28 protein-coding genes and 1 tRNA gene are annotated in these 22,925 nt (G+C 60.0%); 14 read left to right on the top strand and 15 right to left on the bottom strand.

The genetic code is table 11. The annotated features are described in order from the left end of the window. Window position 1 precedes the first annotated feature (1 nt). From AC07TV_RS05125 to AC07TV_RS05110, 4 genes are all read right to left on the bottom strand, one after another. On the bottom strand, window positions 2–319 hold the full coding sequence (locus AC07TV_RS05125) for a c-type cytochrome (protein WP_494647318.1): 318 nt from the start codon (window positions 317–319) through the stop codon (window positions 2–4). Beyond that, on the bottom strand, window positions 306–656 hold the full coding sequence (locus tag AC07TV_RS05120; RefSeq protein ID WP_494647317.1) for a plastocyanin/azurin family copper-binding protein: 351 nt from the start codon (window positions 654–656) through the stop codon (window positions 306–308). The genes AC07TV_RS05125 and AC07TV_RS05120 overlap by 14 nt, the downstream gene beginning before the upstream one ends. Window positions 657–662: 6 nt before the next feature. Continuing rightward, the gene (locus AC07TV_RS05115; RefSeq protein ID WP_494647316.1) at window positions 663–1,505 is read right to left on the bottom strand and encodes an ethylbenzene dehydrogenase-related protein; all 843 of its coding nucleotides are present in this window, start codon (window positions 1,503–1,505) and stop codon (window positions 663–665) included. Window positions 1,506–1,636: 131 nt separating this feature from the next. Next, entirely contained in the window at window positions 1,637–3,322 is a 1,686-nt protein-coding gene (locus AC07TV_RS05110) for a cytochrome D1 domain-containing protein (RefSeq protein WP_494647315.1), read from the bottom strand. Window positions 3,323–3,581: 259 nt separating this feature from the next. Here AC07TV_RS05110 and cobA point away from each other — a divergent pair, with 259 nt between their 5' ends. From cobA to AC07TV_RS05085, 5 genes are all read left to right on the top strand, one after another. Beyond that, on the top strand, window positions 3,582–4,346 hold the full coding sequence (cobA, locus tag AC07TV_RS05105) for a uroporphyrinogen-III C-methyltransferase (protein ID WP_494647314.1): 765 nt from the start codon (window positions 3,582–3,584) through the stop codon (window positions 4,344–4,346). Then, the gene (locus AC07TV_RS05100; protein WP_494647313.1) at window positions 4,343–4,741 is read left to right on the top strand and encodes a Rap1a/Tai family immunity protein; all 399 of its coding nucleotides are present in this window, start codon (window positions 4,343–4,345) and stop codon (window positions 4,739–4,741) included. The genes cobA and AC07TV_RS05100 overlap by 4 nt, the downstream gene beginning before the upstream one ends. 25 nt (window positions 4,742–4,766) lie before the next feature. Then, window positions 4,767–4,851, top strand: a tRNA-Leu gene (locus AC07TV_RS05095). A gap of 161 nt (window positions 4,852–5,012) precedes the next feature. After that, window positions 5,013–5,219 carry a hypothetical protein gene (locus AC07TV_RS05090; RefSeq protein ID WP_494647312.1) on the top strand — a complete coding sequence of 69 codons (207 nt, stop codon included), beginning with the start codon at window positions 5,013–5,015 and terminating at the stop codon, window positions 5,217–5,219. A 69-nt stretch (window positions 5,220–5,288) separates the two neighbouring features. Continuing rightward, the gene (locus AC07TV_RS05085) at window positions 5,289–5,504 is read left to right on the top strand and encodes a hypothetical protein (RefSeq protein ID WP_494647311.1); all 216 of its coding nucleotides are present in this window, start codon (window positions 5,289–5,291) and stop codon (window positions 5,502–5,504) included. A 71-nt stretch (window positions 5,505–5,575) separates the two neighbouring features. Here the strand turns inward: AC07TV_RS05085 and AC07TV_RS05080 are convergent, their stop codons facing one another. After that, window positions 5,576–6,082, bottom strand: coding sequence for an OmpH/Skp family outer membrane protein (locus tag AC07TV_RS05080; protein WP_494647310.1), 507 nt, complete (start codon window positions 6,080–6,082; stop codon window positions 5,576–5,578). A gap of 286 nt (window positions 6,083–6,368) precedes the next feature. On the opposite strand from AC07TV_RS05080, the gene queA reads away from it, so the two are divergent. The 5 genes from queA to secF are packed head-to-tail and all read left to right on the top strand — an operon-like array spanning window position 6,369 to window position 11,781. Then, entirely contained in the window at window positions 6,369–7,427 is a 1,059-nt protein-coding gene (gene queA, locus AC07TV_RS05075; protein ID WP_494647309.1) for a tRNA preQ1(34) S-adenosylmethionine ribosyltransferase-isomerase QueA, read from the top strand. Beyond that, on the top strand, window positions 7,417–8,526 hold the full coding sequence (tgt, locus tag AC07TV_RS05070) for a tRNA guanosine(34) transglycosylase Tgt (RefSeq protein WP_494647308.1): 1,110 nt from the start codon (window positions 7,417–7,419) through the stop codon (window positions 8,524–8,526). The genes queA and tgt overlap by 11 nt, the downstream gene beginning before the upstream one ends. Window positions 8,527–8,571: 45 nt before the next feature. Continuing rightward, the gene (gene yajC / locus AC07TV_RS05065; protein WP_226401283.1) at window positions 8,572–8,898 is read left to right on the top strand and encodes a preprotein translocase subunit YajC; all 327 of its coding nucleotides are present in this window, start codon (window positions 8,572–8,574) and stop codon (window positions 8,896–8,898) included. A gap of 48 nt (window positions 8,899–8,946) precedes the next feature. After that, window positions 8,947–10,824 (top strand): protein translocase subunit SecD, encoded by a 1,878-nt coding sequence (gene secD, locus AC07TV_RS05060; protein WP_494647307.1) that lies wholly within the window; start codon window positions 8,947–8,949, stop codon window positions 10,822–10,824. 12 nt (window positions 10,825–10,836) lie between these two features. Beyond that, window positions 10,837–11,781, top strand: a complete 945-nt coding sequence (secF, locus tag AC07TV_RS05055) for a protein translocase subunit SecF (protein ID WP_494647306.1) — start codon at window positions 10,837–10,839, stop codon at window positions 11,779–11,781. Window positions 11,782–11,876: 95 nt separating this feature from the next. Here secF and AC07TV_RS05050 read toward each other — a convergent pair whose 3' ends face one another. The 7 genes from AC07TV_RS05050 to purB form a co-directional block, all read right to left on the bottom strand. Beyond that, window positions 11,877–12,707 carry an alpha/beta fold hydrolase gene (locus AC07TV_RS05050; protein WP_494647305.1) on the bottom strand — a complete coding sequence of 277 codons (831 nt, stop codon included), beginning with the start codon at window positions 12,705–12,707 and terminating at the stop codon, window positions 11,877–11,879. Window positions 12,708–12,794: 87 nt separating this feature from the next. Further along, entirely contained in the window at window positions 12,795–14,492 is a 1,698-nt protein-coding gene (locus tag AC07TV_RS05045) for an autotransporter family protein (RefSeq protein WP_494647304.1), read from the bottom strand. A gap of 226 nt (window positions 14,493–14,718) precedes the next feature. Continuing rightward, window positions 14,719–15,411, bottom strand: a complete 693-nt coding sequence (locus tag AC07TV_RS05040; RefSeq protein ID WP_494647303.1) for a cytochrome b/b6 domain-containing protein — start codon at window positions 15,409–15,411, stop codon at window positions 14,719–14,721. A gap of 69 nt (window positions 15,412–15,480) precedes the next feature. Then, complete coding sequence (locus AC07TV_RS05035) at window positions 15,481–15,936, bottom strand: c-type cytochrome (protein ID WP_494647302.1); 456 nt, start codon at window positions 15,934–15,936, stop codon at window positions 15,481–15,483. 147 nt (window positions 15,937–16,083) lie between these two features. Next, window positions 16,084–16,401, bottom strand: a complete 318-nt coding sequence (locus AC07TV_RS05030; RefSeq protein ID WP_494647301.1) for a DUF2322 family protein — start codon at window positions 16,399–16,401, stop codon at window positions 16,084–16,086. A gap of 101 nt (window positions 16,402–16,502) precedes the next feature. Continuing rightward, complete coding sequence (locus AC07TV_RS05025) at window positions 16,503–16,778, bottom strand: zinc ribbon domain-containing protein (RefSeq protein WP_226497864.1); 276 nt, start codon at window positions 16,776–16,778, stop codon at window positions 16,503–16,505. Continuing rightward, window positions 16,779–18,146: an adenylosuccinate lyase gene (purB, locus tag AC07TV_RS05020; protein ID WP_494647300.1), complete on the bottom strand. Its 1,368-nt coding sequence runs from the start codon at window positions 18,144–18,146 to the stop codon at window positions 16,779–16,781. 94 nt (window positions 18,147–18,240) lie between these two features. On the opposite strand from purB, the gene AC07TV_RS05015 reads away from it, so the two are divergent. Both AC07TV_RS05015 and AC07TV_RS05010 read left to right on the top strand, forming a co-directional pair. Further along, window positions 18,241–18,849: a glutathione S-transferase gene (locus AC07TV_RS05015; protein ID WP_494647299.1), complete on the top strand. Its 609-nt coding sequence runs from the start codon at window positions 18,241–18,243 to the stop codon at window positions 18,847–18,849. Window positions 18,850–19,000: 151 nt separating this feature from the next. Beyond that, window positions 19,001–19,606 (top strand): HD-GYP domain-containing protein, encoded by a 606-nt coding sequence (locus tag AC07TV_RS05010; protein ID WP_494647298.1) that lies wholly within the window; start codon window positions 19,001–19,003, stop codon window positions 19,604–19,606. A gap of 6 nt (window positions 19,607–19,612) precedes the next feature. On the opposite strand, the gene mnmA is transcribed toward AC07TV_RS05010, so the two are convergent. From mnmA to AC07TV_RS04995, 3 genes are read right to left on the bottom strand one after another with little or no spacing between them, the layout of a single operon-like run. Continuing rightward, window positions 19,613–20,710, bottom strand: coding sequence for a tRNA 2-thiouridine(34) synthase MnmA (mnmA, locus tag AC07TV_RS05005; RefSeq protein WP_494647297.1), 1,098 nt, complete (start codon window positions 20,708–20,710; stop codon window positions 19,613–19,615). Further along, a complete protein-coding gene (locus AC07TV_RS05000) occupies window positions 20,703–21,257 on the bottom strand; it encodes a hypothetical protein (RefSeq protein ID WP_494647296.1) in 555 nt (184 codons plus the stop codon). Before AC07TV_RS05000 ends, mnmA begins: the two co-directional genes overlap by 8 nt. Continuing rightward, complete coding sequence (locus AC07TV_RS04995) at window positions 21,257–21,706, bottom strand: NUDIX hydrolase (protein ID WP_494647295.1); 450 nt, start codon at window positions 21,704–21,706, stop codon at window positions 21,257–21,259. The genes AC07TV_RS05000 and AC07TV_RS04995 overlap by 1 nt, the downstream gene beginning before the upstream one ends. 89 nt (window positions 21,707–21,795) lie before the next feature. On the opposite strand from AC07TV_RS04995, the gene AC07TV_RS04990 reads away from it, so the two are divergent. Together AC07TV_RS04990 and AC07TV_RS04985 are read left to right on the top strand one after the other, a co-directional pair. Next, window positions 21,796–22,716 (top strand): branched-chain amino acid transaminase, encoded by a 921-nt coding sequence (locus tag AC07TV_RS04990; RefSeq protein ID WP_226497857.1) that lies wholly within the window; start codon window positions 21,796–21,798, stop codon window positions 22,714–22,716. A 15-nt stretch (window positions 22,717–22,731) separates the two neighbouring features. Further along, entirely contained in the window at window positions 22,732–22,920 is a 189-nt protein-coding gene (locus AC07TV_RS04985) for a zinc-finger domain-containing protein (protein WP_494647294.1), read from the top strand. Window positions 22,921–22,925 lie beyond the last annotated feature (5 nt).

Genomic DNA, 22,925 nt, shown 5'->3' with positions numbered 1-22,925 from the left:
CTCACTGGGGGAATGCGGTCATCAGTTTATCGACTATCCAGGCCGCTTCGGCTTCGGACAGGAAGGCTTTCCACGGCGGCATCGGGGTGCCCGGGCGGCCGTAGTAAATCGTCGCGGCGAGGCCTTCGGCCGGCTTGTCGCGCAGGGTTTCGGGCAGCAAGGCCGGACCGAGCCCGCCTTTGAGCGTCATGCCGTGGCAGGAGCCGCAATCCTGGCGAACGAGGTGCACCAGCTCTTTTTGGCGCGCCACATCGGGCTCGCCGGCGATTGCCACGGTCGACAGGAAAAAAAGGCCAAAAATGAAATTACTCGGCGACAAGAACGACACCTTCCATTTCGGGATGCGGCCCACAATGATAGGGGTAGCGACCCGGCTTATCGAACTGGCGCCGCCAGCTTTCACCGGGGAACATCCGTTCCGACTCCAGGCCACCTTCAGCCGGGAAAACGATCGAATGGCTGGTGCGTTTTTCGCGGTTGGTCCACCGCACGCTGTCACCGGCCTTGATGCTCACCTCGGCCGGCCGGTATTGGTAGCCCTCGATGCCTACCTCGACCACATCGCCGGCCAGCGCCGAAAAAGAAATGAGCGCCAGCACGAGCGGCGCCCTTTTCAGGCATGACCATCCGGCATGCAGCGAAAGTCCGGATGGCATGTCGCGTTACTGCTTGGCCGCCTTCACATCGCCATCGGCACCCAGACCAATGGTGTGGCCGAAGGAAACGTGATGGAAACGGCCGCCGGCGTTGTCGGCGTGGATGGCGATGCCGAACGGCACGGCCTTGCCCGGGGCCAGATTGACGCCGCCAGCCAGCTTGCGGGTGAAGGTCACCGTGGTCACGTCACCGGCCTTGGTCGCTTCGGCCGTCACCCCGGCCTTGCCGCCTTCCATGTTGCGCTTGTCGGTCACCGCGCCGTCGACGGCCTTGCCGCCACCGCCGCTCTTCCACTGCATCAAATCCATCGCTCCCGGCGTCGCGTATTTGGTCTTTGTATCGGCGGCACCCGGCATCGTCCGCGCATCCTTGTGACAGGCAGCCCAGCAACCGGCCTGATCAGCCAGCGGCACCTTGTCGTTCGGGAACATGACGCTGGCCTTCAACTCGTTGTCCTTGTCGGAATGGTCGAAACCACCGCCCGGCGCCTTGAAGCTCAGGCGGACGTAGAGATTCGTCGCATCGTAGGCGGCTTGCACGGTGACCGGGTAGCTCATCGCCTTCGGAGCGCCCTTCGGCTCCATTTCCTTGCTGGCCAGACGCTTGAGGTCGAGGCTCAGCTTGCCGTCTTCAATATGGCAACCAGCGCAGGTCTCGCCCTTTTTCAGGCCGGCCGCACCGCTGTGGTCGCCCTTACCCTGAACCCACTCGATCGGCGCCGCACCCGGGTGGAAAACGTGGATCGTGCTCTTGGCCGCCTTGTTCCAGTCCGGCGCCGCCATGGCTGCCGGCGAACCGAGTGCGACGAACGCGCCAAAGACGGCCAGGAAAACGAGATTCTTTTTCATCGTGCTTATCTCCACCAAAATAATTTGCTCACCGCGCAAGCCATGTCCCCTGCGCAAATTGCTGCTGTTTCATATGCTACGGGGGCTTGCGCCCCCGTAGCTTTGCCTCAAATCAAACAATCAACAGTCGATCAATAGATGTCGTGCTGCGTGTTGTAGACGTTGAACTTGCCGGTCGGCGTGATCATCTTCGGATCGGTGATCACCTTCTTCAGGGTCAGTGTCGCATCGTCATAGACAACGATGGCCGACTGGTCAGCCTTGCCGCCCCACAGGGAGATCCAGACTTCCTTGCCGTCGGCGCTGTATTCCGGATGCACGGCGCGCTTGGTGGCCTTGGTTTCCGGCAGGCCGGAATCCTTGGCAACGTTGATCACCTTGACCGGCTTGGACAGATCAGCCACGTCCCAGATGGCAACGGATTCAGCCAGCGTCTTGTCCGGATTCTGCGGCGAGTCAGCCCACAGGTGCTTGGACTTCGGATGGGTCTTGACGAACAGGTTGCCCGGCACGTGCTTCACTTCCTGAACGACCTTCCAGTTGTATTCCTTGAACTTGGCATCCGACTTCTTCTCCGACGGCGTGCTGATCAGGGTCAGGACATCGGCACCGAGGTGACCCGTCGTCCATACCGGACCAAACTTCGGATGGGTGAAGTTGGCGCCGCGACCCGGGTGCGGGATCTTGGCCGTATCGACCAGAGCGGCCAGCTTGCCGGTCTTGGTATCAACCGCAGCGATCTTGTTGGAGGCATTGGCTGCCACCAGGAAGTAACGCTTGGAAGCATCCCAGCCGCCATCATGCAGGAACTTGGCTGAACCGACCGTCGTCGTCTTCAGGTTCTCGATGTCAGAGTAATCGACCAGCAGAATCTGGCCGGTTTCCTTGATGTTGATAACCCATTCCGGCTTGATGAAGGAAGCGACGATGGAAGCGACGCGCGGCTCCGGATGGTATTCGCCATCGACCGTCATGCCACGGGTGGACACGACCTTGCGCGGCTTCAATGTGTCGCCATCCATGATCACGTACTGTGGCGGCCAGTAGGAGCCGGCCACGGCGTACTTGTCTTCAAAACCCTTGAACTTCGAGGTATCGACCGAGCGGGCATCGAAGCCGATCTTGACTTCAGCCACGACGGCGGGCTTTTCCATCCACAGGTCAATCAGCGACAAACGACCGTCGCGACCGATCACATAAACATAACGGCCGGAAGCCGACAGACGCGAAATGTGCACCGCGTAGCCGGTCTTCACGATGCTGCGGATCTCCTTGGTATCGCCGTCGATCAGGGCCACTTCGCCGGTGTCACGCAGGGTGACCGAGAACATGTTCTTGAGGTTGTACTTGTTCATCTGCTTGGTCGGGCGCTGATCGACCGGCACGATGACCTTCCATGAATCGAGCGTTTCCTTGAAGCTGTATTCCGGCGGGACATCCGGCTTGTTCTGGATGTACTTGGCCATCAGCGACAACTCTTCCTTGGTCAGGATGTCGTCAAAATTGACCATGCCGCCATCGGTACCGTAACCGATGATCTTTTCCAGGCGGTTCTGGCCAAGCTTGAGCGTGCCGCCTTCGGTCACGTTGCCATCCTTGTCCTTCTTCGACCAGTGCGGCTCCAGGTTCTTGCCGGTGGCGCCCTTGCGCAGCACACCGTGACAACCGGCGCAACGCTCGAAGTAAATCTTTTTGGCGGTTTCCTTCTCCGCAGCCGTCATCTCCGGGCCGACCTTGGCGGTTTCCTGAGCGAAGGCAGAACCCATGGCAACTGCCATGGCGCTAAGTACAAGCATCCCCACTACTGTTTTCTTCATCTTTCTATCTCCTGGATCGAAATAATTCGCGTCCATTTCCCCTCAACGCGATGCCCGCTAGGTTGAACCTCACCCCTTTCCGCATCCTTGATACTCATCAATCTTTTCGGGCAGATAAATCCATTACATTCAAACGGTTATAGTCATTTATAACTACATTATTAATACTTTAGGTGTATATCGATCATTCATTGACTTCCCGCTATTGGCAGGCGCCCTCTCCCGCATTAGGATGGCCGCCCAAAGGCAGGGATTACCCATGAACAAGTTGAACAAACTCGCAGCCGGAAAAGTCTGGCTGGTTGGCGCCGGCCCCGGCGATCCGGACTTGCTGACCATCAAGGCTGCGCGCCTGATTGCATCAGCTGACGCCCTCGTCTACGACCATCTGGTTGGTGACGGAATCATGGATCTGGCGCGCCCCGACGCCCGTCGCATCTACGCCGGCAAGGAAGCCTCGAAACACACGCTGCCGCAGGATTCGATCAACGAACTACTGGTCAAACTGGCTCAGGAAGGCCTGGCCGTCGTCCGCCTCAAGGGCGGTGATCCGTTCATCTTCGGCCGCGGCGGCGAAGAGCTCGAAACCCTCGTCGCCTCCGGCATTCCCTTCGAAGTCGTCCCCGGCGTTACCGCTGCGGCCGGCTGCGCCGCCTACTCTGGCTTCCCGCTGACCCATCGCGACCACGCCCAGTCGGTCACCTTCGTCACCGGCCACCTCAAGGACGGCACCGTCAATCTCGACTGGCCAGCGCTGGCCCGGCCTCGACAGACCGTCGTCTTCTACATGGGCATCGGCGCCGTCGCCGAAATCTGCCGGCAGATGATCAACCACGGATTGCCCTCGCTGACCCCGGCGGCGGTCATCCGCAATGGCACGCAGACCGACCAGCAGACGGTACTCGCCACATTGGGTACACTGCCCCACCGCATCGCCGAATCGGGTATCAAGCCACCGGCGCTGATCGTCGTCGGCAGCGTTGTCGGCCTGCACGAAAAACTCAACTGGTTCGAAAAACAATGAAACTGCTCTGGCTCATCCCCCTCCTCTTCGCCGCCTCGGCACACGCCTATACCGGGCAAGAGCTGCGCGGCGACTGTCAGGTGGCCGATGAGATGTACGCCGGGCAAAAATCCAGCGACCCCTTCCAGGCCATTCGCAGCGCCCGCTGCATCGCCTATGTCGCCGGCTTTGCCGACAGCTACGGCGTCAGCGACTATCTGGCCGAGCAGGTCGGCGTCAAACTCAACGCTTTCTGCCTGCCGAAAGATGCCGACCTGTCGATGCGCCTCGTTCGCGCCGTCGTTATCCACGTCGATCGCGTGCCGCTCAACACCACCGTCAGTCCGGCCACCCTGGTCGCCGGCGCACTGGCCAAAGCCTTCCCATGCAGCGATTCACTTGAACCAAAGAAGTGATTCGTGGATAATCCGCGCTCCGAATGCCCCGGTGGCGGAATCGGTAGACGCAGCGGATTCAAAATCCGCCGCCGAAAGGTGTGCCGGTTCGAGTCCGGCCCGGGGCACCAGGAAGATCATTCAAGCAGTCCAGGCAAGTCCATAGAACCCGCCCATGTGCGGGTTTTTTGTCGCCTTTCATTCCAGCACGGTCCAGAATGACCGACATGCTCTGAATGTTTAACTTGGCCCCTTCAGAGCGTCACATCCACCTGACCAAAGGGACCGGAAAATGAAAACTTTGATTGCTCTTGCCGCCCTGCTTCTCTCCGGTTGCGGCCTTGAAACCGCTGGAAGCGCGGCAACCGCGGGAAAGCTTCAAGCCGACCAGGCCAAGCAGGCAAAAGAGAACATGGACGCCATGAAAGCCAGCCTTGACACCGCGAATAAGGAAACCGAGGCGAGAAACAAGGCCTTGGAGGAAGCTGGAAAAAACTGAGCGTCACCACCGCCCGCTTCTGGCACGGGTCCTGCAAAGGAATCACGGTCACAGTAGACCGAGGTAACCATGTCCATCAGTTCAATCATGTCCAGCGGCCTGCAAAGTCTGCAAGCCGGCATCAACCGTACAACCATCGCCGGAAGCGGCCTGAACGTCGAAAACGATGATTTCGCCGGGAAGATGGTGGCCATGCGCCAAGGAGAAATCGAAGCCAAGGCAGCGGCAAACGTCATCAAGACCGGCGATCAGGTTCTCGGCACGATCATCGATATCCGGGGGTAGTGCGGCAACCGTTGCCGCCCCCCGGCAAAGCAGGCCGAAAACAATGCGGCCTGCTCCCAGGCTACGGGAGTTCAGTCACCGGTCATTTTCTTGATGACCTTATCGGTCACATCGATCCTGCTGCTGACGGATACGGCTTCTTGCAGGATCAAGTCCCAGTGCTCTGACTTGGCCAGATCGAAGATGGCTTTATTGGCTTTCTCAAGCACGGCCGAGGTCTCTTCGTTTTGCCGAAGCTTGAGGTCTTCCTGGAATTCCTGCTGTTTGCGCTGGAAACTGACCGAGATCTCGGCCAGCTCGGACTCCCTGGCGCGCCGCTGACTATCCGACAGCGAGGCGCCCTTCTCCACCAGCGCAGCCTGACGCGCCTTGAGATCGTTCTCGATGCGCAGCAAGTCCTGCCGACGCACCTCGAACTCTGCCTGCATTTTTTTGCTGGCCTTGATGGCCGCTGGCGCCTCCCGGAAAACCCGTTCCAGATTGACGTAGCCAATCTTCAGTTCATCGGCACAGGCCTTGTGAAAGATGGGCAAAACAACCAGACAGGACAGTAGCGCAAGCCGGAATCCCTTGAGCATGAAGCACCTCGATATTGAAAATTGGAACTAGTGTAGCAAGCCCGGCAGTATCCGACGAATTCCTGTCGGCGGTCCACGTTTGCACGGCGGCGATTGTGCAACGGACGGTGTTTGATGCCAGCCTTGATCCGGCGAATGGTAGAATCCGGGCCTATTTTATTGACCAACCGAAACGACTTTCGATTGGACAGCCTGCCCGTTGATTGGTGCGACGAAGCCCAGCCCGACAACGACCAAACGGCTTTCCCTGCGCAAGACCGTTCAAGTTTCCACCTGGATTCAGACCATGTCGTTGACCGTCGACGACTTCGACTTCCCGCTCCCCCCCGAACTGATCGCCCAGCACCCGGCCGCCCAACGTACCGGCAGCCGCCTGCTGCATGTCTGCGGCCAATGCCACGGTCAACCGGAAATTGACCGCAAATTTGAAAACCTGCCTGAGTTGCTGAAAGCCGGCGACCTGCTCGTTTTCAACGACACCCGCGTCATCAAGGCGCGGTTTTTCGGCTGCAAGGAAACCGGTGGGCAGGTCGAAATCATGCTCGAACGCATCGTCGATGCGACGCACGCCATCTGCCAGATTCGCGCCAGCAAGGCGCCGAAGCCGGGCAGCAAAATGCGCCTCGGTGACGCCTTCGAGGTTTGCATGACCGGCCGCGCCGGCACCGACGGCGATTTTTTCGCACTCGAACTGGTCGAACCCGGCGATTTCTGGGAACTGGCCGAACAACACGGCAAGCTGCCACTGCCGCCCTACATCGAGCACCCGGCCGAAGGCGCCGATGAAACGCGCTATCAGACGGTTTATGCCCGGGAACCGGGCGCCGTCGCCGCACCCACGGCCGGCCTGCATTTCGACGAGGCCATGCTGACCAAGCTCCGGGCCCAAGGCGTCAACACCGCCTTCCTGACCCTGCACGTCGGCGCCGGCACCTACCGGCCGATGCGCGTCGAGAAGATTGCCGACCACCGCATGCACAGCGAGCGCTTCGAGATTCCGCAAGCAACCGCCGAGGCCATCGCCGCCACCCGCGCTGCCGGCGGCCGGGTCATCGCCGTCGGCACGACCAGCCTGCGTGCCCTCGAATCGGCCGGTAACGATGATGGCACGGTGCGCGTCGGCGCGGCCGAAACGAGCATTTTCATCACCCCCGGCTACCGCTTCAAGGTCGTTGACCGACTGATCACCAATTTCCATCTGCCGAAATCGACGCTGCTCATGCTCGTTTCGGCCTTTGCCGGCTACGACAACATCCGCGCCGCCTACGCCCACGCCGTGGCCGAGCGCTACCGCTTCTTCAGCTATGGCGACGCCATGCTCCTCGAGAAATCCGATGCAATTTGAACTCCTCAAGACCGACGGCGCTGCCCGCCGTGGCACGTTGACGCTGGCCCACGGCCAGATCCAGACACCCGTTTTCATGCCGGTCGGCACCTATGGCACGGTCAAAGCGATGACGCCGCAATCGCTGCACGACATCGGTGCCCAGATCTGCCTCGGCAACACCTTCCACCTCTGGCTGCGGCCGGGGCTCGATGTCATCAAGGCACACAACGGCCTGCACGATTTCATGAACTGGCAGAAGCCGATCCTCACCGACTCCGGCGGCTTCCAGGTCTTCTCGCTCGGCGCCATGCGCAAGATCACCGAGGAAGGCGTCAAGTTCAGCTCGCCGCACGATGGCGCCAAGCTCTTTCTGACGCCCGAAATCTCGATGCAGATCCAGAAGGTGCTCAATTCCGACATCGTCATGATTTTCGACGAGTGCACGCCCTACCCGGCGACGCACGAAGAAGCGGCCAAGTCGATGCGCATGAGCATGCGCTGGGCGCAACGCAGTCGCGACGAGCACAACAAGCTGGAGAACAGCAACGCGCTGTTCGGTATCGTTCAGGGCGGCATGTACGAAGACCTGCGCGACGAGTCGCTGGCCGGGCTCGACGACATCGGCTTTGATGGCATGGCGATAGGCGGGCTGTCGGTTGGCGAACCGAAGGAAGACATGGTCCGTGTCCTCGCCCACGTCGCCCCCCGCCTGCCGGTGCACAAGCCGCGTTACCTGATGGGCGTCGGCACGCCGGAAGACCTCGTCCGTTCGGTCAAGGCCGGCATCGACATGTTCGACTGCGTGATGCCGACGCGCAATGCCCGCAACGGCCACCTGTTCACGCGCTTCGGCGACGTCAAGATCAAGAACGCCCGCTACAAACTCGATACCGGCCCGCTCGATCCAAGCTGCAGCTGCTACACCTGCACCCAATTCACCCGCAGCTACCTGCACCACCTCTTCCGCCACGGCGAAATCCTCGGCGGCATGCTCAACACCATCCACAACCTGCATTTCTATCAGGTCATCATGGCCGAAATGCGTGCCGCCATTGAGTCCGGCACGTTCACCGAGTGGTCGGACGAGTTTGTCCGCAAACGGTCATCCGGCGAGTGATAGAATCGCGCGTTCTGAATTTCTTAGTTATCCGGAGTTACCACAATGATTAGCTTTGCCCACGCCCAGACCGCTGCAGCCTCCGCCGACCCGACGGGTGGCCTGATGCAGATGCTGCCGATGATCCTGATGTTCGTCGTGCTGTGGTTCTTCATGATTCGTCCGCAAATGAAAAAGGCCAAGGAACACAAGGCGCTGCTCGCCGCGCTGGCCAAGGGTGACGAAGTCGTTACCCAGGGCGGCATCGTCGGCAAGGTGACCAAGGTCGGCGACAGCTACGTTTCCGTCGAAATCGCCACCGGCACCGAAGTCGTCGTGCAAAAGCCGTCGATCGGCCTGGTTCTGCCCAAGGGCACGCTGAAGTCGCTGTAATCACCCCAAAGGGCGGCTTCGTGTCGCCCTTTTTGCTTTGAAGCCGCCATGAATCGCTATCCACTCTGGAAGTACATCACCATCGCCGTCGCGCTGCTGCTGGGCTTCGTCTATACCCTGCCCAATTTCTTCGGCGAATCCCCGGCCGTGCAGTTGTCCAGCGCCAAGGTCACGATCAAGATCGACGCCAAGGCCCAGGCCCGTGTCGAGGAGGCCCTGAAGACCGCCGGCATCACGCACGATGGCATTCAGCTCGATAACGTTGGCGTCAAGGTCCGCCTCAAGGACACCGACACCCAGCTCAAGGCCAAGGATGTTCTCGAAAAGGCCTTCAACCCGAATGCTGGCGATCCGCAATACGTCGTTGCCCTGAACCTGCTGACCGCCTCGCCGCAGTGGCTGACCTCGCTGAACGCACTGCCGATGTACCTCGGCCTCGACCTGCGCGGTGGTGTGCATTTCCTGCTGCAAGTCGACATGAAGGGCGCGCTGACCAAGAAGCTCGACTCGACCTCGGCTGACCTGCGCACCGTGCTGCGTGACAAGAACCTGCGCCACAGCGGCGTAAACCGCGAAGGCGAGCGCATCGTCGTCAAGTTCCGCGACACTGAAACCCGCGACAAGGCCCGCTTCGCCATCGGCGACAGCCAGCCCGACCTGCTGGTCACCGAAGCCGGCGACGCCAGCGAACCCAGGCTGGTCGCCACGCTCAAGCCGGAAGCCCAGAACAAACTCGGCGAATTCGCCCTCAAGCAGAACATCACCACCCTGCACAACCGGATCAACGAACTCGGCGTCGCCGAGCCGATCATCCAGCAGCAGGGTCAGGACCGTATCGTCGTCCAGCTGCCCGGCGTGCAGGACACGGCCAAGGCCAAGGACATCCTTGGCCGCACGGCGACCCTCGAAATCCGCATGGTCGATGACTCGACCGGCGCGCTGGAAGCCGCCCTGGCCGGCAACCCGCCGTTCGGCACCGAGGTTTACACCGAACGTGGCGGCCAGCCGCTGCTCGTCAAGAAGCAGGTCGTCCTCACCGGCGACCGTCTGACCGACGCCCAGCCCGGCTTCGACAACCAGACCAACGAGGCTGCGGTTCACCTGACCCTCGACTCGGCCGGCGCCCGCATCTTCAAGGACGTCACGCGCGAGAACATCAACAAGCGCATGGCCATCCTGCTCATCGAAAAGGGCAAGGGCGAAGTCGTCACGGCGCCGGTCATCCGCAGCGAAATCGGCGGCGGACGGGTGCAGATTTCCGGCCGCATGAGCACCATGGAAGCCAACGACACGGCGCTGCTGCTGCGCGCCGGTTCGCTGGCCGCGCCGATGGACATCATCGAGGAACGGACCATCGGCCCGTCGCTCGGTGCCGAGAACATCAAGAAGGGTTTCCAGTCGACGATGTGGGGCTTCGCCGCCATCGCCGTCTTCATGATCCTTTACTACCAGATGTTCGGCGTCGTTTCGGTCATCGCCCTGGCCTCCAACCTGCTTTTCCTGGTCGCCATCCTGTCGCTGTTGCAGGCGACACTGACCCTGCCCGGTATCGCCGCCATCGCGCTGACGCTCGGTATGGCCATTGACGCCAACGTGCTGATCAATGAACGGGTGCGCGAGGAGCTGCGCAACGGCATGCCGCCGCAAGCCGCCATTTCGGAAGGCTACGAACGCGCCTTCGGGACCATTCTCGACTCCAACATCACGACGCTGATCGCCGGCCTCGCCCTGCTGATTTTCGGCTCCGGCCCGATCCGCGGCTTTGCCGTCGTCCATTGTCTGGGCATCCTGACCTCGATCTTCTCGTCGGTATTCGTCTCGCGCGGGCTGGTCAATCTGATCTACGGCCGCCAGAAAAAGCTGACCAAGGTCGCCATCGGTCAACTGTGGAAGCCAGCCGCTGCCACGGTCAACGGCAAAAAATAAGGAAAAACGAAAATGGAATTTTTCCGCATCCAGAAAGACATTCCGTTCATGCGCCATGCGCTGACGTTCAATGTCATCTCGCTCCTCACCTTCATCCTCGCCGTCGTTTTCCTGTTCACCAAGGGCCTGCACCTGTCGGTCGAATTCACTGGTGGCACGCTGATCGAAGTCAAATACGAGCAGTCTGCCGACCTTGAAAAGATCCGCGGCGCGCTGGGCAAGGCCGGTTTCTCGGACTACTCGGTGCAGAACTTCGGTTCCTCGCAGGACGTCATGATCCGCCTGCCGCTGAAGGGCGACCAGAACACCAACCAGATCGGCGACACCGTGATGGCAGCCTTGCAGGCCGACGCCCCGGGCGGCGCCAAGCAGCGTGTCGAATTCGTCGGCCCGCAGGTCGGCAAGGAACTGGCCGAGAACGGTGCCATGGCGCTACTGCTCGTCGTCATCGGCATCGTCATCTACCTCGCCTTCCGCTTCGAATGGCGCTTCTCGGTCTCCGCCATCATCGCCAACCTGCACGACGTGGTGATCATTCTCGGCTTCTTCGCCTTCTTCCAGTGGGAGTTCTCGCTGTCGGTGCTGGCTGCCGTCCTCGCCGTCCTCGGCTACTCGGTCAACGAGTCGGTCGTCGTCTTCGACCGGGTCCGCGAAACCTTCAAGAAGGTCCGCGGCCTGACCACGCCGCAAGTCCTCGACCACGCCATCACCAGCACCATCAGCCGGACGATCATCACCCACGGCAGCACCCAGCTCATGGTCCTCTCCATGCTGATCTTCGGCGGCGAAACCCTGCACTACTTCGCCATGGCCCTGACCATCGGCATCTGCTTCGGCATCTACTCCTCAGTCCTCGTCGCCAGCCCGCTGGTCATGTGGCTGGGCGTCTCCCGCGAGCAGTTCATCGTCAAACCCAAAGTCATCGAAGGCGCCAACGAAGACGGAGCCGTCGTTTAAGCGAATCCCACGGTCAACCGGAAAAAAGCCGCCAAATTGAAACTGGCGGCTTTTTCATTTTGGGCGCCCCGCCACTCAAGACAGCGCTAGCTTATTCAACGGGCCTCTGCACGCTGCCTCCAGATTGCTGTCCAGTTTTCTGCCCAGCAGCAGCGGTGATCAAAGCCGGGTTTCACGGTAACTATCGGGCGATGGTCTTGCGGAAATCTGTTGGCAAACCCTTGAACGATCTCTGGGGTAATGTTGATATCGTTCGCCCCAACCAAATGCCACTGAGCAATCTCGCGCAAAGCATCCACCTGATCGGCAGGATTGAGCGACCCTACCAGAGGGGTTATCCGGTGGTGTGTCGTCCATGCACGGTGATCCAGATTCCCCGCCACGGTTACCAACTGCTCGATATCGTTACGGCGGGCAGCAACCAACGTGGCAACAGCCCCTCCCCCTGAATACCCGACCAGAATCAGACGGCTGGCACCAAAACTCCGCTTCAGGATATCGATTGCTTCGGCTGTTGCCGCAATTACCTCGGGGGCAAAACGTTCCTCTGTCCAATACCGCCGTGAACATTTGGAAAGCTCGGCATCGATGTACTGACATGGTCTGCCGAGATAAGCGACATTTCCATCCTGATGCGCCAAGGCAAGTCTCAATGCGACTGGATCGCGCGGCGTTGGATCAAAGGAAGGCAGAGTCCTGTCTATCCACGCATACCCGTCGCCCTCAACGAAAATCGTAAGCGTTTTTCCGGGAGTCCGCACAGAGGGCATATAAGCCATCAAATCGAACTTTCCGGCTTCCAGCGAAATACTCCGCCAACCATGCAGGGCCGCCAGTTCATCGGCAAAACGACGGCGCTCCTCGAATGAAGGAACGGTCACACATGAGGACAGAAACAAACTGGCAATACACCAAAGGAGTTTCATCTCAGATCAATGTATCCACAATACCGTCGCAAGAAAAGAAAAAGGCCATCAGGCTCCCCTGATGGCCTTGCACGTATTCCGTGACGATCAGAATGCCCAGCGAGCCTTGACGGAAGCCGTCTGGTTCAGGAAACTTTCGCGATACTCGGCATCATAACGAGCGGTGATTTCCAGGCCTGACTTGGTTTTATAGACCCCGCCCATGCCGCCGCGAGCCAGCCACGGGCTTGGATCGATACCATAGGTCACGAAGGCCGCCGTAGGAGCACCAGCGAACGCCGAAGTAATTGCAGACTGCTTGTTGATCGTATCGTAGCCCACCCCCAAATTGCCGATCAGCGTTGTTTGGGCGTTGAGTTGATGAGCCACTTTTCCATCAACGCCAACGATCAGCGCATCAGTCTCCCGCCCGCTGACATTCAGGTTCAGCAAACCTGCACCTGTCTCGGAATAGGCCTTATCCTTTATCCACGTGTAATCAAGGCGAACAGACGGCGTCACGCTGGTCTCGGTGCTTAGCCGATAGGTGCGCCCGATACCGACACCGACGTTGGCGGTTTCACTGCTGAAATCAGAAGAAGCCAGCGAAGACGTGAAAGCGATCTGGCGACGGCCCTTATTTTCGTTCTGACCGATACCAACCTGGAAGTTGATTTCGGTGCGATCATCAACGCTGTAGCTACCGTAGCCGAGCAGATGATAGACATCGACCAGAGCACTCTGCGGCGCGATGCTGGATTGACCGTTAATATCGCTCTTGGCGTAAGCAAACGCCCCGCCGATACGCAGCGCCTTGGTCACCGCGCCATCAACGCCGATGGCCAGACCGAAGGTATTGGCCTTGTAGCCGGCAACTCCGTTGCGATCATTCTGGTCAGCCATCGAGCCAAACGGCTTCATCCAGAAATTCTTGTCACCGTCAAATGCATCACCGGTGGACATACCGGAATTACTGGACATTCTAGCCTGAACAATCCGACCAATATCGCGAAGGACATCTTGTGCAGCAACGACCGAACCACCCGTCAGAAGAGGCAGGGTCTGCGAGGCCGCACCCGAGATTTGCTGGTCGCCGGAAAGTCCGGCACCGGTGAACAGTGCCAGCAGAGCCGGCGTGTCATCAATGATGCGCGCGCCGCCGTAGGCCGGAGAATTGCCCAGTGCCGTCGAAGACCCCAACACACTGAGTGCGGCAGGCGGAGGCGCTCCACCAACGCCGACCGGCTCGCCATAGACATAAAAGCCGATGGGCAGGGTCACCGAGCCGCCAGCACCATATGTCGTCACGACCACATAGTAGTTGGTGGCCCCGGTGAGGCTCTGGGTCATCTTCGGACAAAGCCCCGCTAAACCACCGCATGTTCCCATCGTCACGCCGCCAGCACCCAAGCCGTCACTGTCGTCGTTCAGGGCAACCACATTAGTCGTCGGCGACGCCGGGTTATGGCTGCCGGAATAGAGAATCAGCACCGTATCGTTCGGTGCCGACGACATGCCGAAGGTGTAGGAGCCCGTGGCGGACGGCGTGAACAACTGGGATGCGTAGTTGAAGGTGTTGCCGGAACCAGCCAGGTCACCGGTCGAAGATAAGGTAGATGAGCCTACGCTAAACGTCCCAGTGCTGACCCCGGTAACGCCGGTGTTCAGGGTGAAGCTGGTGAGTGTGGACGCAGCAAAGGCGGGGGATATGGCGATGCATGCGCCCAGGCCGATGCCCGCCAGGACGCGGGCAAGGGGTTTGGTATTTGGAAAAGACAAGGAAGCAGGAGAGGGGAGTTTGTTCATGGCGAACTCAACTGAAATAGACCAAGTGATTCTATTCGTCTTTTCGTTACTTGTCCCAACGTCGGCAAATTTCTCAATATTGGCCCCTAAACTTGGGTTGGACCAACATCCGCTCTGGCCGAGAAACACAAATTGGCCATCCGGCAGTTTTCAGAGTGGTTCGGCCCGCTGAATAACCAAACAGCGAAGAGACTGATAGGCTCGTTGCAGCCCCAGCCTGAATCAATCACCAACTCGGCGTTTCCACCGCTGCCGGCGGGGGTGGCGGCTCGGGTAGCCAGGCGCCGCTGGCGCCATAGACGGCCAAACCAGCAATGGCCAGGGCCACTACCAAGGCGATGATGCCACCGCCGCTGGCCGGCTCGCCGGTCGCGCCTTCCTTCCAGCCGGTCAGCATCGGCTTGACCAGATTGTCTTTCTTGAAGTGGCCATGGAAGATGACGGCGCCGACATGGAGGACGACGAGGGCGATCAGGACATTCGAAAGCAGGTGGTGGATGCCGCTCAGGCGGTCGCTCAGCGATTTGTCGATCAGTTCGAACAAGGGGCCGACGAAGGCGATGTCATCGTTGGAAAACAGGCCGCTGGTGACTTGCACGGTCAACAGGAAAATCAGGCTGAAAACGGAAAGTCCGCCGAGCGGATTGTGGCCGAGGCCGCGCCATTCGCCTTTCAGGTAGACCTTGATCCTGGCCGGCGTCGGGAAGAACTGGGCGAAGCGAGCGTAGGTCGAACCGGCAAAGCCCCAGACGAGACGAAAGGCGATCAGGCCAACGATGGCCAGGCCGATCTTGCCGTGCACTTCGATCAGATTGCCGCCCAGTTGCCCGCTGACGACCGCTGCGATGACGGCCAGCACCAGTACCCAGTGAAACAGGCGGGTCGGCAGATCCCAGAGGCGAATTCGTTGCTTGTTCATGTCCTGACCTTTTGAAACCGGAAAAAAACAGGCACCCGCAGGTGCCCGTTATTGAGGGTATTGCCCTGATTATTTCTTGACCTTGAAGTCGTCATGGCAGCCCTTGCAGCTAGCGCCCAGCTTGCCGAATTGTTCCTTGGCGGCAGCGGCATCGCCGGTCGCCGCAACCTTGGCCATTTCGTTGGCTTCCTTGACGAAGGCACCGGCCACCTTGCCGACACCTTCCTTGTTGGTGAACAGTTCTGCCTTGACGCGGGTGTCTTCCCAGCCCTTGCCCTTGTCGCTACCCGGCACGTACAGCGCCCCCATGCCGGAATTAGCGATGGCCTGGATGGCGTTGGCGGCCTTGATCACTTCGTCCTTGTTGTAGGTGCCTTCAACATTGGCCTTGATGCGGCCCATGTTCCAGGCCATGAAGACGTAGCCGGACTGGCGGAACTTGATGGCGTCTTCAACCTTGACCTGAGCGGCGGCAGTACCTGCCAGGGTGACGGTCAGCAGGGCGAGCAAAAGTTTGGATTTCATTGGTTATTTTCCGTAAAGGAGTTGAACACAGAAACGTATACGCAGCCAGACCAGTAATTATTCCAAAGAACTTTCATCCCGGCCAAGAATCTTCATTTTAGGCAGTCTCAGCAAGGCCCTCTGTGACCTGAGTCACCAAGCTAGTCGCTAGACCATAAATACGTGTTTGACGCGCAGAGCCGGGGCGCCTTGCTCGATGGCGATGAGGCGGGCGATGTTCGGATGTTTGCCCGGATTTGCGCGTTCGTCTTCGGTGTGCTCGGCGAAGATTTCCATGCCCTTTTTCGCCGCTTCGACGTTGATCGAGCCATAGGTTTGCGCCAGATGGTTGTACACCGCCAGCGAACCCTGGCTACCCGCCTTGTTTTCGATGGCGGCGACGACATTGCCATCAGCGTCGAGCAGGTTGATGGCAGCCAGGTGTGAAATGCCCGGCAATTTCTTGAGGTTTTCGGCAAAAGACATGGATGACCTTTCGTGGATGCGGACGGGGAAGCCGCCCCCGCGCCGACTATTTCATTTTTCGACGTTTTTTTCCGGTTGACCGTGGCAATCGGGCGGCCGCCCTACTTCCACTCCCGTTTGGCTTTGACCAGACCGATGATCAGCCCGGTGGTAAACGTGACGGCCGGCACGATGAAGGCAATCGCCTTGATGCCGCGCTCGGCGCCAAAGTCAAAAAGCAGCCAGGCGGCGGGCAACAGGCCGAGGAACAGGCCGATCAGCCCGCCCCGGATGCCGCCGTTAATCACCTGGCGGTCAGTCGTCTTGCGCTCACCGGTGCAATGCGGACAGTAGATGGCGTCGGCCGGCACTTCCTGCCCGCATTTGGCGCACTGCATTTAGATGCGCTTGGCCAGTTCGGCGGCCTTGCCGGTGTAATCCCACGGCGTCAGCTTGAGCAATTCAGCCTTGGCCGCTTCCGGAATTTCCAGCGTCGAGACAAAAGCCTGCATGCCTTCACGCGAAACGCGGGTGCCGCGGGTCAGCTCCTTGAGCTTTTCGTAGGCGTTGGGCACGGCGTAGCGACGCATGACAGTCTGGATCGGCTCGGCGAGCAGTTCCCAGTTGGCGTCGAGGTCGGCCTGCATCACGTGGGCGTTCACTTCCAGCTTGTTCAGCCCCTTGAGCAGCGAATCGTAGGCGAGCAGCGTGTAGCCGAGGCCGACGCCCATGTTGCGGAGCACGGTGGAGTCGGTCAGGTCGCGCTGCCAGCGCGAGATTGGGAGCTTTTCGGCGAGGTGCTTGAGGACGGCGTTGGCCAGACCGAGGTTGCCTTCGGAATTCTCGAAGTCGATCGGATTGACCTTGTGCGGCATGGTCGACGAGCCGATTTCGCCGGCCTTGACCTTCTGCTTGAAGAAACCGAGCGAGATGTAGCCCCAGATGTCGCGGTCGAGGTCGATCAGGATGCTGTTGGCGCGGGCGAAGGCGTCGAACAGTTCGGCCAGCGCGTCGTGCGGCTCGATCTGGATGGTGTAGGGGTTGAACGTCAGGCCGAGCGATTCGACGAAACGCTTGGCGAAGCCTTCCCAGTCGTAGCCCGGGTAGGCAATCAGGTGGGCGTTGTAGTTGCCGACCGCGCCATTGATCTTGCCGAGCAGTTCGACGGCCGCGATGCGGGTACGGGCGCGCTCCAGGCGATAGGCGACGTTGGCCATTTCCTTGCCGAGCGTCGTCGGCGTTGCCGGCTGGCCGTGCGTGCGGCTCATCATCGGCACTTCGGCGTTGACGTGGGCCAGTTCCTTGAGGCGGGCGATGACCTTGTCGAGCGACGGCAGCATGGCCTGCTCGCGGGCGCCTTGGCACATCAGCGCGTGCGACAGGTTGTTGATGTCTTCGGAGGTGCAGGCGAAGTGGATGAATTCGCTGACCTTGGTCACCTCGGCGTTGCCCTTGGTGTTCTTCTTGATCCAGTATTCGAGCGCCTTGACGTCGTGGTTGGTGACGGCTTCCTCGGCTTTTACCTCGGCCGCCTGCTCAACCGTGAAGTTGGCAACCAGCGCGTCGAGTTCTGCCACGGTCGACGGCGAAAAAGCGGCAATTTCCGAAAAGTGCGGCTCGGCGGCCAGCGCCTTGAGCCATTCGATCTCGACCTTGAGACGCGCCTTGATCAAGCCGAATTCGGAAAAATGCTCGCGCAGGGCGTCAACCTTGCCGGCATAACGGCCGTCGAGCGGGGAAAGGGCAACCAGGGGATTGAAGGTCATGGAATCATCCTTTTCAGTAAGCCCGCCATTTTACCCGCCCGGCGAAGGCGTCGCCATACGCTATAATCGAACTCCCCAAATCAGAGAGCTCACGATGAAGCTGATCGGCTCCCATACCAGCCCGTTTGCACGAAAAGTGCGGATCGTGCTGGCCGAAAAAAAGATCGACTACGAATTCGTCATCGATTCACCGTGGACGGAAGACAGCAAGGTTCCCAACATCAACCCGCTCGGCAAGATTCCCGTGCTGGTGCTGGACGACCAGACGCCGCTGTTCGACTCCCGGGTCATTGTCGAATACATCGACAACGTCACGCCGAACAACAAGCTGTTTCCGGCGCCCAATCGCGAACGGACCGAGGTCAAGCGCTGGGAAGCCCTGGCTGACGGCGTTCTCGACGCGGCGGTAAGCGCCCTGCTCGAAGGCAAGCGCCCGAAAAAAGAGCAAAGCGCCAGCTGGATCACGCGCCAGCACGGCAAGGTCATGCGCAGTCTCGACTTCATGGCCAGGGAACTCGGTGAAAAGAGCTTCTGCATGGGTACCCACTTTTCGATGGCCGACATTGCCGTCGGCACCGCGCTCGGCTACCTGCGCTTCCGTTTCCCGGAAATCGACTGGCAGGAAAACCACCCGAATCTGGGCAAGCTCTACGACAAGCTGATGCTGCGCGCACCATTTGCGGATACCGTGCCGCACGACTGAGATGCCCTATCGGCCGGCAAAACGGGGGCACATGCGATCACCTTGGTCATTGGCCGATCAGTTTTCACAGGCCAATCGCCAAAGAGTTGAAACCTTGGCGCAAACCGAAGGTCGACTTCTGCATGAACTGATTTGCACGAGGAGTCCGGCCGTGAACTGCACCACAGATACCAGCCCGCTGCGCAGCATTACCCGTACCCTGACCGTTGCCCTCGGGCAGCGCGACCATCACACCCGCGCGCATTCCGACCGCGTCGTCCAGCTGGCGGCCGGCCTGGGTTATCACATCGGCCTGAGCGAAGATGAAATAGAGCTGCTGGCGCTTGGCGCCCAGTTTCACGACATCGGCAAAATCGGCATTCCTGACCGTGTTCTGCACAAACCGGCATCGTTCGAGGAAGACGAGTGGGCCTGCATGAAGCAGCACGCCGAAATCGGCGAACGCATCATTCTCGCCATTGATGGCGATAAAGCCTCGACCGTGGCCAAGACCGTCCGTCACCACCATGAGCATTTCGATGGCTCCGGCTACCCGGACCGACTCTCCGGAACCGACATTCCGTTGTACGCCCGCATCATTTCGCTGACCGACAGCTACGACGCGATGATCGACACCCGCGCCTACCAACGGGCCCGCTCGCACCGGGTGGTCATGGGCATCCTCGAGCAGGAAAGCGGCATCAAGCACGACCCCGACCTGCTCCACGCCTTCACGAACGCCATCGAAAATTCGTCCCTGCGCGGCAAGGACGATTGATTCCGCTCAGCGGATAACGCCGCCGCCCAGGCAAACCCGGCTCTCGTAAAGCACGACCGACTGCCCAGGGGTGAGTGCCCACTGCGGCTCGGCAAAGCGGATTTCGCAGCTTTCGCCATCGACGCGCTCGACCTCGCAAGGCTGATCCGCCGTCCGGTAACGTGGCTTGGCGGTATAAACCCAGTGCGTATGCGGCGCCCGGCCGGAAACCCAGCTCAGTTGCTCGGCGACCAGGTCATCCTTGAGCAGGGCCGGATGGTCATGCCCCTGGACGACGTACAACACGTTCTTTTCCATGTCCTTGCCGACCACGAACCAGGCGTCGTGATCACCGCCGCCGGGCTGGCCTTTTTCCTTCAGGCCGCCGATGTGCAGCCCCTTGCGCTGACCCATGGTGTGGTACATCAGCCCATCGTGCTCGCCGAGCACCTTGCCATCATCGAGGCGGCGGATTTCGCCTTTTTTTGGCGGCAAATAGCGCGACAGAAAATCCTTGAACGGCCGTTCGCCGATGAAGCAGATGCCGGTCGAGTCCTTCTTGGTCGCCACGTGCAGGCCCTCCGCCTCGGCGATCTTGCGCACCTCGCGCTTGTAGATGTCGGCCAGCGGAAACAGCGTTTTCGACAACTGCGCCTGATTCAGGCGATAGAGAAAATAACTCTGGTCCTTGGTCCCGTCCTCGGCCTTGAGCAACTGGTATTCGCCGTTGAATTCGCGCACACCGGCGTAGTGGCCGGTGGCGATCTTGTCGGCACCGAGCTGCATGGCGTGGTCGAGGAAGGCCTTGAACTTGATTTCGGAATTGCACAGGATGTCCGGATTCGGCGTCCGCCCGGCCTGGTATTCGCGCAGGAATTCGGCGAAGACGCGTTCGCGGTACTCGGCAGCAAAGTTAACCACCTCGACGTCGATGCCGATGCGGTCGGCAACGCTCATCACGTCGATCAGATCCTGGCGCGACGAACAGTATTCCTCGGTGTCGTCGTCTTCCCAGTTCTTCATGAACAAGCCGATCACCTTCCAGCCTTGCTGCTTGAGCAGCAAGGCCGCCACGGACGAATCAACGCCGCCGGACAATCCGACGACCACAGTTTTTTCAGACATCGGGCCCAGCCCCTTTCTTCCATTCACCCAGCGGCAAAACCACCGCTGGCTGCCCATTATCGACGAACCAGCTATCGACGGCGAAGCGTGGCGCTTCGCCCTCTGTTATTTCCTCGATCACCGCCGAGTAGTGCACGAAAAATACTGTGACGACGTCCCGCGCCACCGGGTCAAGAACCCGATGCCAGCGCAAATAGCCACGCGCTTCGAGCATCTTGAGCAGGCGCGTCGTCGAGGTCGAATGATCGATGCAGTCCATCTTGCCGGAGACATGCCCATCATCGTAATTGCCGGCGCGGTCGTTGTGGATGTCCGACTGCTCACCACCCCAGGCGTAGAGACGCCCGATCGCCTCGGATATCATTTTTCGCTCTTTTTCCGGGTTGACCGTGGCAAACAGCAGGCGCCGGACCTCGCCGAGCTGCCCCTCGGTGTAACGGATATCCGCCTGCACCAGGCAACCGTAGCCGTAGCAGATGCGCACCGTTTCATCGGCGGCAACCACCCCGGAGAGCGCCATCAACAAGGCGAGCAACCAACGACGCATCAGTCGTAATGAACCAGCAGATCAAGCGGATACTTCTTGCCGGCCAAGAGATCCTCGATGCATTTGAGGATAAGCGGACTGCGATGCCGGGCCTGGTTCGCCTTGACTTCGTCGAGCGTTAGCCAGCGCGCCGCGACGATGCCGTCGTCGAGCTGGCGACCCGCCTCGTAACCGCGTAATTCGCCGGCAAAGGCGAAGCGCAGGTAGGTCGTGTCTTCCTTGGCCGGATGCGTCCAGTTATAGATGCCGACCAGGTGCGTCGGCTTGAAGTGGTAAGCCGTTTCTTCGAGCGTCTCGCGGGCCACGGCATCGATCAGCGACTCGCCCTCTTCGAGATGGCCGGCCGGCTGGTTGAAGGCCAGTCCGGCCTCGGTTTCTTCCTCAACCAAAAGGAATTTGCCATCGCGCTGGACAACGGCGGCGACGGTAACGTGGGGTTTCCAGACCATGGCAAGGCTCTATCGGCAAAAGCGTTATTTTAACGTCTGATTTCGGCTAGAATTGTGGGCTTTTACAGGCGCAACACGGAGAATCGAACATGTCCATGTCGGATCGCGACGGCTTTATTTGGCAAGACGGAAAACTGGTGCCCTGGCGCGAAGCCACCACCCACGTCCTCACCCACTCGCTGCACTACGGCATGGGCGTATTTGAGGGCGTCCGTGCCTACAAGACCGAACGCGGCACGGCGATTTTCCGTCTCAAGGAGCACACCGAGCGCCTGTTCCGTTCGGCCCACATCTTCCAGATGAAGATGCCGTTCTCCGCCGAAGAGCTAAACGAAGCGCAGAAGGAAGTCATCCGCGCCAACAATCTCGAATCCGGTTACCTGCGTCCGCTCGCCTTCTACGGCTCGGAAAAGATGGGCGTTTCGCCCAAGGGTGCCAAGGTGCACGTCATCATCGCCGCCTGGCCTTGGGGTGCTTACCTCGGCGAAGAGGGCATGGAGCGCGGCATCCGCATCAAGACCTCGTCCTTCACCCGCCACCACGTGAATATCACCATGGTCCGCGCCAAGGCCTCTGGCAACTACATGAACTCGATCCTCGCCAACAACGAGGCGACGACCGACGGCTACGACGAAGCCCTGCTGCTTGATCCGGAAGGCTACGTCTGCGAAGGCGCTGGCGAAAACGTTTTCATCGTCAAGAACGGCAAGCTGTACACGCCGGACCTCACCGCCTGCCTCGAAGGCATCACGCGCGCCACCGTCATCCAGCTGGCCGGCGAAATGGGCGTTGAAGTCATCGAAAAACGCATCACCCGCGACGAAGTCTATTGCGCCGACGAAGCCTTCTTCACCGGCACCGCTGCCGAAGTGACGCCGATCCGCGAACTCGACAACCGCCAGATCGGTGCCGGCCATCGCGGCCCGATCACCAAGGCGCTGCAGGAAAAGTACTTCGACGTGGTCTATGGCCGCTCGGCTGCCCACGCCGACTGGCTGGCCACCGTCTAATCCAGGGAGAAAACGATGTCCGACAAAAAGACCATTGAAGTCACCGCCCACGACCTGCCGCTGCACTGCCCGACGCCCAGCGTCGCGCTGTGGAGCCAGCATCCGCGCGTATTCCTCGACGTCCTGAAGACCGGTGAAGCGACCTGCCCGTACTGCTCCACCAAGTACGTCTTCACGGGCGAAGCGCCCAAGGGTCACCACTGATCCCT

The sequence above is a fragment of the Azonexus sp. GW821-FHT04F04 genome (assembly GCF_059420025.1).
Note: the sequence above shows the minus strand (reverse complement) of the source record. Positions and strands in the feature narration are given on the sequence as shown.

Excerpts from the sequence above, each read along its gene's own strand:
- AC07TV_RS05120 (WP_494647317.1), bottom strand. The coding sequence starts at position 656 with ATGCCATCCGGACTTTCGCTGCATGCCGGATGGTCATGCCTGAAAAGG.
- AC07TV_RS05115 (WP_494647316.1), bottom strand. The coding sequence starts at position 1,505 with ATGAAAAAGAATCTCGTTTTCCTGGCCGTCTTTGGCGCGTTCGTCGCA.
- AC07TV_RS05110 (WP_494647315.1), bottom strand. The coding sequence starts at position 3,322 with ATGAAGAAAACAGTAGTGGGGATGCTTGTACTTAGCGCCATGGCAGTT.
- cobA (WP_494647314.1), top strand. The coding sequence starts at position 3,582 with ATGAACAAGTTGAACAAACTCGCAGCCGGAAAAGTCTGGCTGGTTGGC.
- AC07TV_RS05100 (WP_494647313.1), top strand. The coding sequence starts at position 4,343 with ATGAAACTGCTCTGGCTCATCCCCCTCCTCTTCGCCGCCTCGGCACAC.
- AC07TV_RS05090 (WP_494647312.1), top strand. The coding sequence starts at position 5,013 with ATGAAAACTTTGATTGCTCTTGCCGCCCTGCTTCTCTCCGGTTGCGGC.
- AC07TV_RS05085 (WP_494647311.1), top strand. The coding sequence starts at position 5,289 with ATGTCCATCAGTTCAATCATGTCCAGCGGCCTGCAAAGTCTGCAAGCC.
- AC07TV_RS05080 (WP_494647310.1), bottom strand. The coding sequence starts at position 6,082 with ATGCTCAAGGGATTCCGGCTTGCGCTACTGTCCTGTCTGGTTGTTTTG.
- queA (WP_494647309.1), top strand. The coding sequence starts at position 6,369 with ATGTCGTTGACCGTCGACGACTTCGACTTCCCGCTCCCCCCCGAACTG.
- tgt (WP_494647308.1), top strand. The coding sequence starts at position 7,417 with ATGCAATTTGAACTCCTCAAGACCGACGGCGCTGCCCGCCGTGGCACG.
- yajC (WP_226401283.1), top strand. The coding sequence starts at position 8,572 with ATGATTAGCTTTGCCCACGCCCAGACCGCTGCAGCCTCCGCCGACCCG.
- secD (WP_494647307.1), top strand. The coding sequence starts at position 8,947 with ATGAATCGCTATCCACTCTGGAAGTACATCACCATCGCCGTCGCGCTG.
- secF (WP_494647306.1), top strand. The coding sequence starts at position 10,837 with ATGGAATTTTTCCGCATCCAGAAAGACATTCCGTTCATGCGCCATGCG.
- AC07TV_RS05050 (WP_494647305.1), bottom strand. The coding sequence starts at position 12,707 with ATGAAACTCCTTTGGTGTATTGCCAGTTTGTTTCTGTCCTCATGTGTG.
- AC07TV_RS05045 (WP_494647304.1), bottom strand. The coding sequence starts at position 14,492 with ATGAACAAACTCCCCTCTCCTGCTTCCTTGTCTTTTCCAAATACCAAA.
- AC07TV_RS05040 (WP_494647303.1), bottom strand. The coding sequence starts at position 15,411 with ATGAACAAGCAACGAATTCGCCTCTGGGATCTGCCGACCCGCCTGTTT.
- AC07TV_RS05035 (WP_494647302.1), bottom strand. The coding sequence starts at position 15,936 with ATGAAATCCAAACTTTTGCTCGCCCTGCTGACCGTCACCCTGGCAGGT.
- AC07TV_RS05030 (WP_494647301.1), bottom strand. The coding sequence starts at position 16,401 with ATGTCTTTTGCCGAAAACCTCAAGAAATTGCCGGGCATTTCACACCTG.
- AC07TV_RS05025 (WP_226497864.1), bottom strand. The coding sequence starts at position 16,778 with ATGCAGTGCGCCAAATGCGGGCAGGAAGTGCCGGCCGACGCCATCTAC.
- purB (WP_494647300.1), bottom strand. The coding sequence starts at position 18,146 with ATGACCTTCAATCCCCTGGTTGCCCTTTCCCCGCTCGACGGCCGTTAT.
- AC07TV_RS05015 (WP_494647299.1), top strand. The coding sequence starts at position 18,241 with ATGAAGCTGATCGGCTCCCATACCAGCCCGTTTGCACGAAAAGTGCGG.
- mnmA (WP_494647297.1), bottom strand. The coding sequence starts at position 20,710 with ATGTCTGAAAAAACTGTGGTCGTCGGATTGTCCGGCGGCGTTGATTCG.
- AC07TV_RS05000 (WP_494647296.1), bottom strand. The coding sequence starts at position 21,257 with ATGCGTCGTTGGTTGCTCGCCTTGTTGATGGCGCTCTCCGGGGTGGTT.
- AC07TV_RS04995 (WP_494647295.1), bottom strand. The coding sequence starts at position 21,706 with ATGGTCTGGAAACCCCACGTTACCGTCGCCGCCGTTGTCCAGCGCGAT.
- AC07TV_RS04990 (WP_226497857.1), top strand. The coding sequence starts at position 21,796 with ATGTCCATGTCGGATCGCGACGGCTTTATTTGGCAAGACGGAAAACTG.
- AC07TV_RS04985 (WP_494647294.1), top strand. The coding sequence starts at position 22,732 with ATGTCCGACAAAAAGACCATTGAAGTCACCGCCCACGACCTGCCGCTG.